Origin of the sequence: Arthrobacter sp. ok909 (genome assembly GCF_900104405.1) — a bacterium.
Taxonomy (GTDB): domain Bacteria; phylum Actinomycetota; class Actinomycetes; order Actinomycetales; family Micrococcaceae; genus Arthrobacter; species Arthrobacter humicola.
Map to the genome: position 1 here is coordinate 130,240 of NZ_FNJS01000011.1, position 14,604 is coordinate 144,843.

General features: G+C 66.8%; 14 protein-coding genes. 3 read left to right on the plus strand and 11 right to left on the minus strand.

The window, feature by feature from the left end; translation table 11 throughout:
• Nucleotides 1–34: 34 nt before the first annotated feature.
• From BLR03_RS11325 to BLR03_RS11350, 6 genes are all read right to left on the minus strand, one after another.
• Nucleotides 35–1,033 carry a beta-ketoacyl-ACP synthase III gene (locus tag BLR03_RS11325; protein WP_091252608.1) on the minus strand — a complete coding sequence of 333 codons (999 nt, stop codon included), beginning with the start codon at nt 1,031–1,033 and terminating at the stop codon, nt 35–37.
• A gap of 110 nt (nt 1,034–1,143) precedes the next feature.
• Nucleotides 1,144–1,398 carry a hypothetical protein gene (locus BLR03_RS11330; protein ID WP_091252610.1) on the minus strand — a complete coding sequence of 85 codons (255 nt, stop codon included), beginning with the start codon at nt 1,396–1,398 and terminating at the stop codon, nt 1,144–1,146.
• A 57-nt stretch (nt 1,399–1,455) separates the two neighbouring features.
• Nucleotides 1,456–2,154, minus strand: coding sequence for a class I SAM-dependent methyltransferase (locus BLR03_RS11335; RefSeq protein WP_091252611.1), 699 nt, complete (start codon nt 2,152–2,154; stop codon nt 1,456–1,458).
• The gene (locus tag BLR03_RS11340; RefSeq protein ID WP_091252613.1) at nt 2,151–2,417 is read right to left on the minus strand and encodes a hypothetical protein; all 267 of its coding nucleotides are present in this window, start codon (nt 2,415–2,417) and stop codon (nt 2,151–2,153) included. Before BLR03_RS11340 ends, BLR03_RS11335 begins: the two co-directional genes overlap by 4 nt.
• Before the next feature lie 17 nt (nt 2,418–2,434).
• On the minus strand, nt 2,435–4,174 hold the full coding sequence (locus BLR03_RS11345; protein ID WP_091252615.1) for a SulP family inorganic anion transporter: 1,740 nt from the start codon (nt 4,172–4,174) through the stop codon (nt 2,435–2,437).
• Nucleotides 4,171–4,566 (minus strand): ArsR/SmtB family transcription factor, encoded by a 396-nt coding sequence (locus BLR03_RS11350; protein WP_091252616.1) that lies wholly within the window; start codon nt 4,564–4,566, stop codon nt 4,171–4,173. The genes BLR03_RS11345 and BLR03_RS11350 overlap by 4 nt, the downstream gene beginning before the upstream one ends.
• Nucleotides 4,567–5,008: 442 nt before the next feature.
• Between BLR03_RS11350 and BLR03_RS11355 the strand changes: the two genes are divergently transcribed.
• Complete coding sequence (locus BLR03_RS11355; protein WP_139184529.1) at nt 5,009–5,383, plus strand: hypothetical protein; 375 nt, start codon at nt 5,009–5,011, stop codon at nt 5,381–5,383.
• Between the two features lie 518 nt (nt 5,384–5,901).
• Here BLR03_RS11355 and BLR03_RS11360 read toward each other — a convergent pair.
• The 5 genes from BLR03_RS11360 to BLR03_RS11380 form a co-directional block, all read right to left on the minus strand.
• Complete coding sequence (locus BLR03_RS11360) at nt 5,902–6,153, minus strand: hypothetical protein (RefSeq protein ID WP_254788406.1); 252 nt, start codon at nt 6,151–6,153, stop codon at nt 5,902–5,904.
• A gap of 118 nt (nt 6,154–6,271) precedes the next feature.
• Nucleotides 6,272–7,303, minus strand: a complete 1,032-nt coding sequence (locus tag BLR03_RS11365) for a 2-keto-3-deoxygluconate permease (RefSeq protein WP_091252620.1) — start codon at nt 7,301–7,303, stop codon at nt 6,272–6,274.
• 72 nt (nt 7,304–7,375) lie between these two features.
• Nucleotides 7,376–8,419: a zinc-dependent alcohol dehydrogenase gene (locus BLR03_RS11370; protein ID WP_091252622.1), complete on the minus strand. Its 1,044-nt coding sequence runs from the start codon at nt 8,417–8,419 to the stop codon at nt 7,376–7,378.
• Nucleotides 8,420–8,470: 51 nt separating this feature from the next.
• A complete protein-coding gene (locus BLR03_RS11375; RefSeq protein WP_091252623.1) occupies nt 8,471–9,769 on the minus strand; it encodes a four-carbon acid sugar kinase family protein in 1,299 nt (432 codons plus the stop codon).
• A gap of 1 nt (nt 9,770) precedes the next feature.
• Complete coding sequence (locus BLR03_RS11380) at nt 9,771–11,036, minus strand: RuBisCO large subunit C-terminal-like domain-containing protein (RefSeq protein WP_091252625.1); 1,266 nt, start codon at nt 11,034–11,036, stop codon at nt 9,771–9,773.
• A gap of 271 nt (nt 11,037–11,307) precedes the next feature.
• Between BLR03_RS11380 and BLR03_RS11385 the strand changes: the two genes are divergently transcribed.
• Complete coding sequence (locus BLR03_RS11385; protein WP_175460502.1) at nt 11,308–12,174, plus strand: GntR family transcriptional regulator; 867 nt, start codon at nt 11,308–11,310, stop codon at nt 12,172–12,174.
• Between the two features lie 479 nt (nt 12,175–12,653).
• Nucleotides 12,654–14,604: CHAT domain-containing protein (locus tag BLR03_RS24725; protein WP_139184531.1), on the plus strand; the 1,951-nt coding region annotated here is incomplete at its 3' end.

Below are 14,604 nucleotides of genomic sequence, written 5' to 3' on the forward strand. Positions count from 1 at the left end.
CGGCCGATCGGCCGTGCCCGAGGCGCCAGATGCTTCAGGCTCCGGACGCGGTGCCAGTGGCCGGGGTGCGGACTACTTGCCCGGCGTAGGAGAATCCGCCGCCGAAACCGAACAGCAGAACGGGGCTGTCGGGCGGAAGCTGTCCGCTACGCACCAGCCTGGCAAGGGCGATCGGGATACTGGCCGAGGACGTGTTCCCCGAGGTGACGACGTCACGTGCGGTGATCTCGCGGGAGATTCCGAGTTGATCGGCGAGGGGCTCGATGATGCGCAGGTTGGCCTGGTGCGGGACGAACCCTGCCAGCTCGTCCGGTCGGATGCCGGCGATCTCGCAGGTTTTTCGGGCCAGCGTGGCGGCCTCGCTGATGGCCCAGCGGAACACGGACATGCCTTCCTGCTGGAAACGGAGTTTGGGTTCTTCGATCCTGACAGCGTGGGACAGTTCGGGGACTGATCCCCAGTGGACTGGTCCGATCCCCGGAGTTGGTGAGGCGGTGAGCACGAGGGCGCCGGCGCCGTCACCGACGAGTACGCAGGTGGTCCTGTCGGTCCAGTCGGTGAAGGCACTGAGCTTCTCGGCCCCGATGACCAGGGCGGTGTTGGCGGCCCCGGAACGGATGGCCTGGTCAGCGACGGCAAGGGCGTGCGTGAACCCCGAGCAGGCGGCGTTAAGGTCGAAGACGGCAGGGTTCCGGGCACCCAGCGCGGCCGAGACCCGCCCTGCGGTGCTTGGGGAGCGGTCCAGTGCGGTCACGGTAGCAACGACGACCAGGTCCAGATCCGCGGCTTCGATTCCGGCATGTTGAAGGGCGTCCCGCCCGGCTTGGGTGGCCATGTCCGCGACGGACTCGGTGTCGGCGATGCGGCGTTCCTGGATCCCGACCCTGCTGCGGATCCATTCATCGGTGGTATCCACGATCTGGCTCAGTTCCTCGTTATCCAGGATCCTTGCGGGCTGGTACGAGCCGGCCCCTGCGATCCGGGAGCCCCGGGCTGTTGAGGGTTTTGGTGCGGACACGGTCGGTGCTGTCATGTTTTGCTCCTGAATATCGGGACCGGTCGGCCGGGGCCTATGAGGCGGGGCAATGCAGAATGCGGGCAGTACGGGGATGGGTGGTGCAGGTTCCGGGAGCGGGCTGTCCGTCAGGGGTGTTCCCGCAGTGTGTTGAAAAGTTCAGAAAGGTTCATGCCCGCCGCCGCCGCCGCGTCGGCGGGTGGCACTTGGGCGGCCATGGCCCGGCACAAGGCCAAAACCAGGCCGGATGCCTCCGTTCCGGAACCGTAGTGTTCGGACAAATCCGGTTTGGTGCAGCCGGGTGCGGGGACGGCATGACCGTGCGCTGGCAGGTAGCCGTCCCGGGCCGCGGCGGCCTCGATACTTTTCAGGTGGTAGTCCATTGCTTCCTTGTCCCCAGTGTTTTCTTGCTCTCTTGGTGGTGGGTGCGGGTTGGGCGTTTACGATGCCGTAGGCGGGGACTGTGCCGGCGCGGCCGGGCTGCGGGCCAGAACGACGCAGTCCAGCGCTGGGCGGCGGGAACCGGGAACGGGACGGGACCGGGTCTCGGCCGTTTCAACCTGCAGTCCGGCCCGTCTGGCCCAGCCGGCCACACGGGCGCTGTCATGCAGCGCGGCTGCGTTCCGTGGCCCGGAGGCGCTTTCGCGGGGGTCGGCCGGGTCGTGGCCGATGTACAGGAACAGCCCGCCGGGGGCCAGGCCCAGGGCTGTGCGAGCTATGGTGCCCTCCAGATCCCGTTCGGGCAGGTGCAGGAAGGCGGCCAGAACAAGGTCCAGGCTTCCGCGTGCCGGTGCGCAGGTGGTGACGTCGGCGACGGACCACGTGATCAGGTCCATAACGCCGTCGGCGAAAGCGCGCCCGCGCCCGATATCCAAGGCTGCGGCGGAAAAGTCCATGGCTGTCACGTGCCAGCCGCGTCCGGCGAGCCACACGGCGTTGCGGCCGTCGCCGGCCCCCAGATCCAGGGCCCGTCCGGGGGCAATCCCGTTCAGCATGGCGCGGACCGAGGAGCTTGCCGACGCCCAGCTGAAGTCGTTCTCGGTGTACCAGCGGTTCCAGGCTTCCGCGTCCGCGGGGTACCCGGTCCCTCCGGGCCTGGAGTGCTTCCACACCGGAAGCGCCATGCCGTCCACGCTCATGGCCGGCTCCTGCCCGGGCGCACCGCTGTTGCCCCTGCGGGCCGGCCCGGTGAGTTGTTGCGCCGTCGGAACACGGCGATCCCGGCGCGGATGCCGACGGTCGGGCCGGTCAGTACCGCCGCGGCCAGCCAGGCCGGGTTCGTGGGCCCCGCGAAAAGTGCCGGGAGGTCGAACAGCAGAAGGGCCCCCGGTCCGAAACCCAGGAGGTATTGCGGCAGACGGTCCGGTTCGGTCCGGGATTCCAGGGGTGCTGTTGGCGGCAAAGGATGCTCCTGATCATTCAGCGGACCGTGGTGCGGCCGGGAGTGGCTGCCGCGACCGGGCCCCGGTCGGGATCCTGGCCGGCGTCGGGTGCTTTGTCCCGTGCGGGAAGTTCTGCGATGCGGGCGGCCCTGGCGCGGGCGACGTGGCTGCGGGCGTGTTCCACGGCCGGGGGCAATTCCGCGAACAGGTGTTTGTGGTGGCGCAGGGATTCCAGAACGCCGACCTTGGTGACGAGGGCCAGGTGGCGCTCCTGGATTCCTTTGATCAGTACGGTGATGCCGCGGCGTTCGAGGGCGTTGACGATGTCGGTGATGACCCTGGCCCCTGTTGCGTCCAGGACCTGGAGCTGTGACATGCGGATGATGACGACGTCGACATTGCGGATCGCACTGACCCGGTCCAGGACGCGTTCGGCGGCGGCGAAGAACAGGGCCCCGTCGAGGCGGAACACGGCGATGTGTTCGTCCCCGTCCTGGACGGGGCCGGGGATCTCTTCCCGGTGGACGCCGCTGGACTTGACCAGGGCGCGCAGAGCGAAGAAGGACGCGACGGCGATGCCGATTGCGACTGCCTCGATGAGGTCGAAGGACACGGTGATCAGCGCGGTGACGAAGAACACGACGGTGTCGGCCCGCGTCGAGCCGATGACGCTGCGCAGCGTGGTGGGGGAGACCATGCGTGTGGCAGTGACCATCAGGACCCCGGCCAGGGCGGCGAGCGGGATGCGCGCGACCGGGCCGGTGGCGAGGTAGACCACGGCCAGCAGGACGAGGGCATGGGTGACGGCGGCGAGCCGGGTCCGGCCGCCGGAGCGGATGTTCACTGCGGTGCGGGCAATGGCCCCGGTGGCGGGCATGCCCCCGAAGAACCCGGATGCGACGGAGGCCAGGCCTTGGCCCAGGAGTTCACGATCGGCGTCGTAGGGTCCGGTGTCGGAGATCGACGCGGCGACCCGGGCCGAGAGCAGCGACTCGATTGCTGCCAGGGCCGCGATGGTCGCGGCCGGCGCTGCCAGTGCGGTCACGGTGCCCCAGTCCAGTGAGGGCAGGAAGGGTGCGGGCAGCGAGTCGGGCAGGGTGCCGATCCGGGCCACCGGAAGGTCCAGGACCTGGGCGGCGATGCTGGCGACGATGATCGCGATCAGCGAGCCCGGGATCTGCGGGTGGATCCGGGGGGCAGCGATCATGATGACGGCGACCAGGACCACCAGGGCCGCGGGGGCAAGGACGGCTGCCGGGGACAGTGTGCCGAGGCCCTGTGCGGCCGATACGGCGGCGTTGCTGCTTGGTCCGGCCTTGACGCCGAACGCGGCGGGGACCTGCTGGAGGAAGATGATCATGGCAATGCCGAGGGTGAAGCCCTCGATCACCGGCCAGGGAAGGAGCGTGACGATGCGGCCGAGTTTGAGCAGCCCGGCGGCGACCACGATGACACCGGCGAGGACCGTCACGGCTGCCAGAGCGCCGATGCCCTTTGTTGCGATGACCGGGCCCAGAACGACGACCATCGCGCCGGTCGGGCCCGAGACCTGAATATTCGATCCGCCGAAAACGGCGGCGATCACCCCGGCGATGACTGCGGTGATCAGTCCGCTGGCCGCTCCGGCGCCGGAACTGACCCCGAAGGCCAACGCCAGCGGCAACGCGACGATACCCACGGTGACCCCGGCGATGAGATCCCCTTTCCAGGTGCGGGGCAGGTCCGCATAGTCCCTCCGGCCGGGCAGAAGCGCCCGGGCCGAGGTCAGGGCCTTCATCGTGAGCTGCCGGCGGCGGCAGCCAGCGGGGAAGCAGCGGCCGGAGATGTGGCCTCGGAATGTTCGAGCTGCTCGCGGGTGGTGTGCAGCATGTCGTTGAGCAGCAGCCGTGCCACGGACAGCAGGTCAGCGACCTGCGGGTACGCCAGGGAATAGAACATCTGCAGCGCCCTGCGTTCGCCCTTCACCAGGTGGTAACGGCGCAGCACGGACAGGTGCTGGGACAGATGCGAGGCCTCCAGACCTGTTGCGGCGAGCATGTCAGTGACCGACACCTCGGGCGCCGCGGAGAGCAACTCCAGCACCCTGATCCGCACGGGATGCGCCAGACCCTTGAAAAGATTGGCCTTCACTTCATATAACGGTGCCCGGAAATCCGAAAACTCGTCCATGTCTGCCTCCCGGCCTCTCACTGCGAACCTCTGCTTGACTATTTGATGCTTCTATCATCCAATGTAACAGGGGATGGACCAGTCTGCCCCTGCCGGGCCGCGACTTCCGCGGACCGGACGGACACGTCACACCGGACCAGGGCATCCGCAGGTACTCTTGCCCGGCCGGGGAAGGGGACACCATAATGCCTTTCCCGACAAAGACCCCTCCGGCCGCCACGGCATGCCGGAGGACAGAGTCCCGGCATCTGGGCGCCGGTTCCCAAGTGCCGGGCCGGCCGCGGCACGACGCGGCCTTCGGACCCGCTGCCCGGACCCTGCCCCCCGGGTCCGGGCAGTGGCCCGGACGGCGGGCGGCGTGATGCGGCCGCTGCCGGCACCCGGACAAGGGCGGTCCGCGCCCGTTCCTGCCCCCGTGCCTCCGGCTCCGCTTATCGCCGGGGTGTCTGTGGACACCTCCGGCCCGGACGTGCGCGTGGACTTCGAACTGACCAGGCCGGCAGGCAAGGGGAGCTACCTGGTGGGGCTCCTTGCCGGCGACGGGGACCGGACCACGATCCGGCACCTCACGGTCAGCCTCCGGGACGGGCGCGTCACCGGCCTGTCCACTTACGATTTCGGGACCGTCACCCGCACGGTGCATCCCCGCGGCGGCGCGTCCTGCGCGGGTGTTTCCGTCACGGCGATGTTCCCGCGGGCCTCCCTGGCCGGGCTGGGGGAGGATCGCCGCATCACCGCGTACAGCTCCCTCAACGGACAGGAACTCCAGACGGAGGTTCCCCTCACCCGGGTGGTGACGGGAGGCCTCACGGTGTGAGCGGACGGCCCGCGGATTTTCCCGGCAGGGCCCGGGTGCTGGCACCGCCCGGGACCATGGAATCCGCTTCACGAGGGAACCGGCAGGCAACGCCGCTGCCGTGGAGAAACAGCTCGATGCCCATCTGGGGCAGTGCGGCGGCCTGCGTCAACGGACCGCGGCGCAACGCTCGCCGACGCCGCGCCGGGCATCGAAGGACTCGGAGGACTCCGCACCGGGCCGGACAGGAACCGGCCCGCGCCAATGCGCCTCAGGGCCGAAACCGGTCTTTTCATCGGCACCGTCCTGGTCCGGGCATAGCGGCGATTACCGTCGAGAAGAGTCGCGTCGAGGTGAACACATCGTCCGCCTCGCCTCAGCTGAAAGAGCATCTCGAACGGCCCCATTCGGAAGTCGCGAGCCTGGTCGGGCTACTACCAGATAATGAAAAGGAACCATCGGCGGAGGCCTTGAAGGACTTGACGTCGACCGCCCTAGAGCCCGGACAAGCAAGATGACTCTTAGAAACCGCGCACGGGCTAGGGGAAGATTTTGTGAATGACTGATCCGTCGCCGTGAAAGATGAGGATTCTGCTTTGGCCGTCGATCCAGACCCAAAAGTATGAGGCATCTTCGCCGACGTCATCCACCGTGCCGTGTTCGGGCGCACATCCGGTTCGTTTGACGATCACTCTGTCGCCCGGGTTCAGGTGGATCCCGTTGTGGTAACTAAGCAGGCGGGTTTGGGGTACGCGGAATGCGACGTTCACCGGCTGGGTGGCTGCATCCATGGCGTTCCTTCCGGTGCATTTGGCGTTTCCGTCCATCAGGTCCGGGTCTACAAGGATCGGGCGGGGCGGGCACTCGTGTGCACGCCCCGCTCTTTAGTAGATCTATTACCGCCAGGGGTCAGTTCTGGCGTTCTACTGCATGCGTGGGGGGCACCGCTTCCTGCTCGGCGGAGTTGTCTTCTTTGTCTGCTGGGTCCGTCTTTTTCTGCACCCGGCGGGCCCATGATGAGGTCACGATCGGGCAGAGTACTGCGGAGACGACGACCGAGGCTGCCACGAGGACGGTGGCGTGTTCTGCGGCCGGTGCGTAGACGGGGTTGGCTGCGGCGACGATGGCGGGGACGAGCGCGGCGTTTCCGGCTGTGGTGGCTGCAGCGAGGCCGGCAACTCCGTCACCGCCGGTGATTTTGTCGGCCAGCAGCAGCACGGCGCCGCCGGCGAAGACCACGAAGAGGCCAAGGCCGATGCCGAGCAGCCCGGCTTCAACGACGGCGTTGAGGTTGATGGTCAGTCCGAGGGCCAGGCCCAGGAACGGCACCATCGCTGGTACGAGGGGAGCCAGGAGGTTCCGCATGTTCTTGTCCAGGTTTCCGAGGAGCATGCCGAGTGCCAGCGGGAGGATGGCGCCGACGAGTGCCTGCCAGGGGAATGCTGACAGTCCGGCGATTCCCAGGGTGACCATGGTCAGGAAGGGGCCTGATTCCAGGGACAGGATGGAGTAGGCGCCTGCGTCCCGTTTGCGCCCGAACTGGCCCATGAGTGAGATGTAGAGACCGCCGTTGGTGTCGTTCAATGCGGCGACGATTGCGAGGGTTGAGAGGCCGGCAAGGATCCCGGATTCGATGGGTGCTTCGCCGAGGAAATGCCCGGCGATGACGCCGACAAGGATGGCGAAGAGGATTTTTGAGCCGAGCAGGACACCGCCCTTCTTGAGGATGTAGGGCGTTGATTTGACCTCCAGGGTTGCCCCCAGGCAAACGAAGAACACGGCAAGGAGCGGGGTGAGGCCGGTGAAGAACGCCCCCGTGAAGGAGCCGAAGAACTTTCCGGCGTCCGGGGCCAGGGTATGGATGACGGCGCCGATGCCAAGGGGCACCAGCATCATTCCGCCGGGGACTTTGTCCAGGGCTTTCTTGATGGGAATCGACATTGATTTCTCCTGTGGATAGCTGGGGGCTTGGTCGGTGCGTTCTGCGGGGCAGATTCGCGGGTGGGTGTGTGTTTAGCCGAGGCCCGGGATGAGCAGGACTTTGCAGGCGTCTCCGGTGAGCAGTTCGACGGCGTCGTCGATTTCGCTGAGCTTCTTGCGGTGGGTGATGAGCCAGTCCAGCTCCAGCTTCCCGGAGTCCAGCAGCAGCAGGCTTTGTTCCCAGGTTTCCCAGAGCCGGCGTCCGAAGATGCCGCGAAGGGTGATGCCTTTTTTGTTGATGTATGCGGCGATGTCGACTTCTGCGGGGCGGCTGGGGTGTCCGACGGTGATGACGGTGGCTTCGCGGCGGACGGCGTCGAAGAGGGTTGTCAGGGTGCCGGGGGCCCCGGAGCATTCGAAGGCGACGTCGAAGCCGCCGCGGCGGCCGGTCAGTTCGCGGCAGTGCTCGACGATGCCGTCGTTGGGGTGCAGGGCGGTCGCGCCGAGCTTTTCGGCTTGGGCCCTCCGGTAGGGGTTGGGGTCGACGGCGATGACGTGTGAGGCGCCCATGAGCAGGGCGAGGTTCACGACGACGAGGCCGACCGGTCCGGCTCCGCTGACGAGCACGGCCCGGCCCGCGACGGAGTAGTTGGCGCGCTGGATGGCGTGCACGGCGACGCCGGCTGCCTCGAGCAGGGCGCCGGACTCGAGGGAGAGGCCGGTGGGGAGCTTGACGCAGATGTCCTGCGGGACGGAGGCGTACTCGGCGAAGACACCGTCGATGTGCATGCCGAGGATGCGGGTGCGTTCGCAGGTGTGCGCGTCGCCGGTGCGGCAGGGGAAGCACTGGCCGCAGGTCAGGTGGCTTTCGAGGGCAACCTGGTCGCCAACCTTAAGCCCGGTGACGCCGGGTCCGACCTCGATGATGGTTCCGGCGCCTTCGTGGCCGAGGATGACCGGGAGGTTGAGGTTGAATGCCTGGGCTGAGGGGGTCCATTCGTAGAGTTCGCGGTCGGTGCCGCACAGGGACGCGGCTCCTACTTCGATGACGACGGATCCTTCTGTTGCCTTGGGGTCGCCGGCATCGGTGACGTAGGTGACGCCTCGCTCGGCTGCGTTCTTAACTACTGCCCGCATGGGGGCCGCCTTTCGTTGGTTCAGGTGCTGCGTGGAGGAATCGTTTGTGGGTCAGCCGGGGAGTTGGCCGGCGAAGCGGCGCAGGACGTCGGTCGGGCCGACCTGTCCGCCCTTGAGCAGGAGCCTGCACCGGCCGACAGCGGAGGCGCCGTCGGCCTGCAGGATTGGGCCGGCTGTGACGAACTGGTCGGAAACGCGCAGCTGGCGAACTCCCATGGCGATGAGTGCGTGGCTGGAGGTGTCACCACCACACACGGCGATGTCGCGGGTCAGCCCGGCATCGGCCATCCTGGCGGCGATGCCGCCGATCAACGTGCCAACGTAGCCGGCGTCCACCGGCGTGCCCGCGCCGTAGCGGGGGTCCGCCGATCCGCGGGTGGTGTGCACGACCACGTTCCGGCCTGCCCGAAGGGCAGCAGAAACCCGGTCATCGAGGGCGGCCACGAGTGCGGTGTCATCGCGCCGCAGCAGTTCGGCAGGCACGGGAACGTCCTCCCAGCCATTCGATAGGGCATCGTTGATTTGCTCCGCCGTGGTGCTGGAGGCTGAAGCGCTGACGGCCAGCACGGGTCCGGACGGGCGTTGCGGTCCGGGTGTGCGCGGAGCCTGGTCCGAGATGGACCGCGCCAGCGCTGCCATGATGCCGCCGGATCCCACGACGATGGATGGGCCGTGGCCGTGTTCTTCCCGCGTGAGGGCTTCTGCAATGGCGTCCATTTCGTGTTCATTCACGGCATCAACCACGAAGGCCTGTGCCCCGGGGTCCCGGCGCCGGTCCGCCCAGGAGTCCTTGAAGGTGCCGTCACCATAGGCGGGCAGATGGATAGCCCCGGGCACCTGGGTGCCGCCGAGCTGTTCGGCCAGGACCTTGCGGAGGTCCGCCTCGGACATGGGCGTGGAAGGATGCCGTGACATGACCGGGTGGCGGTCCAGCCGGTAGACTTGGCCGGCGTAGGTCGCGTAGTGGTTGCTGAAGGCGGTGTACCGCCCGAAGCCCGGCTGGGCCGGCACCACGGGAATGGGCCCGTGCAGCGGAAATTGCTCGTGGAGCAGCTGGATCCCGCGGCCGATGCTCCCGACAGTGACGGAGCTGTCGAATGTGGAGCAAACCTTGTACAGCAGCACCTCCAGATTCAGGGCCGCAATCCCGGCAAGGTCACGGGTGACCAGATTGTCGAACGCTGTTCCGGACAGGGACCGGGCCGGTCCCGCGAACCCGACGACGTCGGTGTCCGTGGGCAGCGGCGCGTCCCCGATGACAAGCGCAGCCTCCAGCCCGTAGCGGTGGGACTGGGCCAGGACGTCGGCGGCTCCGGTGAGGTCGTCCGCGACGAAACCGAAAGCCGGCATGTCAGGCACCCTTCCCGAAAGTCTGAACTGCGTGCAGGAGGGCATCGTCCCCCGTTTGGGCCAGCTTGTCCGCGGCGATCGCAAGCGGCACTCCCTCCACGGCTGCTTCCCAGGCCTGGCGCAGGGTACGCACTCCGGCGCCGGGACCGTCCGGGTGGGCGGCAACCCCGCCGCCGGCCAGCATCATCAGATCCGTGGAACCAACCGCGTCAAACGTGGGACCGGGAGTAGTGACGTTCTGCCCGGAGGACAAGACGGGAAGCGGTGCGATGGTCTGCCCCAGAGGTTCGAGAAGGCTGCGGATGTTCGCCGCGACCTCTTCGTCGAGTTCGTAAAACTTACTGCCCAGCCCGCTGGCGTGCAGGTGGTCGGCGCCGGCAAGGCGGGCCATCTGCTGCCAGACCCGGTAGTCCATGCCCAGGGCCCGGGACCGCATGGACGCGGCGAGGCCCGCGCGGTGGCCGTGGATGGGGACCTCGGCGAAGCTGCGGAGCAATGCCAGGGCCGGCATTCCCATCACGGGGATGTTCAGCATCACACAGCGGCCCCCGGCTTCAACCACCAGGTCGTGGCGCTTCTGCAGTCCGGCGAGGTCACCGGTGATGTTGAAGGCATACATGGTCGAGTGGCCCGTGACCTGCTCGGCGGCGCGGATTTCCTCGGTTGCGACCGCGACCCGGCGTTCCAGCGGCAGGTACGCCGGATCAGTCATGAGCTCATCGTCCTTGATCAGGTCAATGGATGCCATCGCCAGATCCCGGACGACCAGCCGGAACTCTTCTTCCGAGAGCCCGACATTGGGTTTGACGATGGTGCCGACCATCACGCCCTGGACGTCATTGATGAGTTTGCGGGTCCCCTCGATGCCGAAGGCCGGGCCAGGGTGGGCGGCGACGAAGTCCTCGGGCAGCTGCATGTCTTGGAGCCGGCAGGCGTACAGATCGCCCAGCTCGAAGAGATTGCCTGCTATGGCAGTCTGCAGGGTGGCCAGGTCGGTGCCGACGTTCTCCATCGGGAAATCAACGGTCACCAGAGCGGCACGGACTTTTTCCGGGTTGGCCCGTGACGGCAAGGAAGGCCGGCAAAAGCCAAGCTCCTGAACATCGGCTATCCGGGCGGCGTGCCGTTCCCGGATCCGGGACGATTCACCGGGCACCGGCAGGAAGGTTCCGCTGGACTGCTCGCCCGCCATAATGGCCGCGGCCTTCCCGGGGTCAATCTCAGACTCTAAGTAATAGGTGCAACGCACCGAGCGCGGGTCGCGCATGGACTCTCCAATTCGAGGGGTTGTGAAACTCATGTGTCCGACTGTCACCTGCAGGTACTTTCACTTCGCTCACGCGCCGATGCGGGCTCAAGCAGGTGACTCGCACTTCGGGTTCAAGGAATCTCCTGTGATTCCCCGACCGAAGTTGTACGTATCTTTGATACGTACAATAATAGGTGGTGTAGGTCACGTCAAGCCCGGCCGATAACACTGCAGCCCGCCAGGGACACAGCGGGAGGGCTAAGATTTGCACAGCGGCAGAGGAGTTAGCGTGAGTTTGGAACCAGCAGAAACAGCGTCGGAGCCGGCGGGACGCGCCGGGGGGTTGAACCGGGAAGCCGGAGGCCCTCTTCATGCACAAATCCGGGACATCCTGCACCGGCAGATCGTGGACCTCGCACTCCCTCCAGGTTCCTCCCTGCCCACCGAAGAGGAACTGCAAAGGCAGTTCGGCGTCTCCCGCAGCGTCGTGCGTCAGGCCCTGTCCGGCCTTTCTGACCTCGGCCTGATCCGACGCCAGCGCGGCCGCGGTAGCGTCGTGGCCGCAACACCTGTCCTCCGCCGGCACGTTCAACGTGCGGGCGGCCTGGATGAACAGGCTGCCGCACACGGCCAGCGCCTGCGCACCCACGTTCTTGCCGTAGAACCATCCGAGCCACCCCAGGCAGGCATCGAGGCCCTCAACACCACCAACACGTGGAAAATTGAGCGGGTCCGCTACCTCGACGATCTTCCCGTTGCCTTCATGCGCACCTGGGTTCCGCGCGACTTCTTCCCGCACTTCACCGCAGAACTACTCGAAAATGCGTCACTCCTCGGCCTGATGCGCGACCATGGTTACCACCCGGCCGGCGGGCCCCGTCAGGTTCAAGCCGTGTCCTCAGACCCTGACCTGGCCCGGAAACTGAACATCAACACCAGGGAACCACTGCTCCTGCTCCAAGGCGTAACACGGGACGCCCTCGGCCATGGTCTCGAATGGTTCAACGTCTGGCACAGCCCCAACACCGTCTTCGACGTCGACGCACAAGTCACCAGCCAGCCCGGACGCGTCTCCCAAGAGCACATCCGCCGCCTACGGAACCTGACCCAGCAACTCGAATCAGAACTAGCCGACCTCGAACGAGGAGCACGCTAAATCGCGCCCCCACGGCCAACCGACCTATGACATCTGTCGGGACACCTAAAGAGTTGGGAGTCGACGCCGGCAGGAAGCAGGCGCACCATTGCGGGCCGCCAATACCTTCTCCCGTTTGGGCCTGGCTTGTCGCATAACCTGTGTGCCACACAGAGGTTTCGAGACACCGAGAGGGACTAGGAGTAAGGAGTCCGCTGCCCACAGGCGTAGCCACAGATGGGACTGTCGCTGTTCTTGTTGACTCCGGATCTTAGGCGGCCGTGAGCGCGGTTCGGTAAGGCGGTGCCGATTAGCCAGCGAATCCTGAAAATCTGCGGCCGGTTGAATCGCTCAGTACCGGTCGTGGTCCGGGCCGGAAGTCTGTTCTTGTGGTCTGTGGTTCTGTGCGCCAGTCTTGAGTTATTCGCGTCCGGCGCGCCGGGGACACGGCTTTTGCCGGTCGGCTTGGCACGGTGGGAGCACGGGTCTGGAAGGCCGCGATGGACGGTGACATTGAGCTGGAGATCGGTTCGGGGCAGGGCGGCTACACCGTCCGTGTGATTCGCGCCCCGGCGGGGGGCGAAACGTCCGGCACTTTCCAGCTGGACGTGGAGGCGGTACTCGCCAGGATCACCGAACTCGAAGCGACGGTCCTGGCCTCGGCCGTACCGGCGCGGCGGACGATACCGCACGGCGAAAAACCCCTGCACGACGTGGGGGTGCACCTGTTCCAGTCGCTGTTCACCGGGCAGGTGAGGGACACGTACCGGGCGAGTCTGGGTGCGGCCCAGCACAGCGGCGGGCAGTTGCGTGTGGTGCTCAGGCTTGCCGCTCCCGAGATGGCGGCCCTGCCGTGGGAGATGCTCTTCGACCCGGAGACCGAGTCCTACCTCTGCCAGGAGATGCCGCTGCTGCGGCGCATCCCCGCAGCGGACTTCAACCCGCACCCTCTCGAGGTTAAACCGCCCTTGCGGATCCTGGGCATTGTTGCTGCTCCATCTAATCTGCCCGGGCTGGATGCGGATGCGGAGAAGCAGTACCTGGCCCAGGCGCTGGCGAAACCGATCGCTGACGGGCTGATCGAGTTGGTCTGGGCAGAGCAGGCGACCTGGGACGGTATCCAGACCATGCTGCTTGACGGGCCCTGGCACGTGCTGCACTTTATCGGGCACGGAGACTATGACATGAGCCGGCAGGAGGGCAGGATCGCGCTGGAATCAGACACCGGCCGTAGCGCCATGGTGGAGTCCTCCCGGCTGATGCATCTGCTCAGGGAAGCCGAACCGACCCCCCGGCTGGTCGTCCTGAACTCCTGTTCGTCTGGGGAAGCCGGAAGGGAAGATTTATTCTCCGGGACAGCCGCCGCCTTGGTCCGTGGTGGGATCAGTGCCGTGGCCGCGATGCAGTTTACCGTCAGTGACAGGGCAGCGATTGCGTTCGCCCGCGGGTTCTATGCTGCGATCGCGCACGGCCGTGACGTGGACAAGGCTGCCGGCAGCGGACGCCGGTCGATTCTGGGTCTGGGCACCTTGGAGTGGATGACACCGGTGCTGTATGTGCGCGGAGGCTCCACCCGCTTGTTCACCCTCACCAGTTCGCCCGTTCCCCTCGAGCCCGAAGCCGTACCCCAGCCGGTGCTGCCGGAGCGGCGGCAGCAGGCCCTGCTGCGGACCCTCTATGTCCAAGCCAGTTTCGAACTGCGCACGAAAAACTACGGGCCTGCCATCGAACTGCTTGATGAGCTGTTGGGGATCGAGCCCGGGTATCGTGATGCCGCGGAACTGCGGAAAACCGCGCAGAACCGCCGGGAACTGGCCGAGACCTACCGTGCGGCCCGTGAGGCGGAGGACGCCGGGGACTGGGAAGAAGCAGTCCGCAGCTATGCACTAGTCCGGGACGACCCTGACTTTGCGGATGCGGCCGCCCGCGGGGAAGCCAGCGAAGCACATCTGCAGGTCACCGACCTGCAGGACATACTGCGGCTCCACGCCGGAGCCGGTGCCTGGCAGGCTGTTCTGGACACTGCCTCGGAACTGGCTGCCCTGGACACTGCCGCCGCTGATCCGGACGGGCTCGCCACCCGTGCCCGACTGGAAATCCTCTATGCGCGTGCCCGCCAAGCCGAAGAAACCGGCGATCTGGACGCCGCCGCCCACGCCTACGCTCAGATCCTCACGACGGATCCGGGCTTCCGCGACGCCGCGGTCCGCCATAACACCGGCGGGAGTACCACGGGAGCATCAAGCATCCAGGACCGGCCCGTCGACCTCTCACCATTCAGGGCCGCTGATCACCTGTCCCCGATTTCGGGCACTAGTCCAGCTCCCGGCACTGAGGTATTGCTGCACCCTGACGGCTATGTTTATGCGGTGGCGTTCAGTCCGGACGGGACCCGCCTGGCCACCGGCAGCGAAGACAGGACCGCTCGGATCTGGGACACGAGCACCGGCA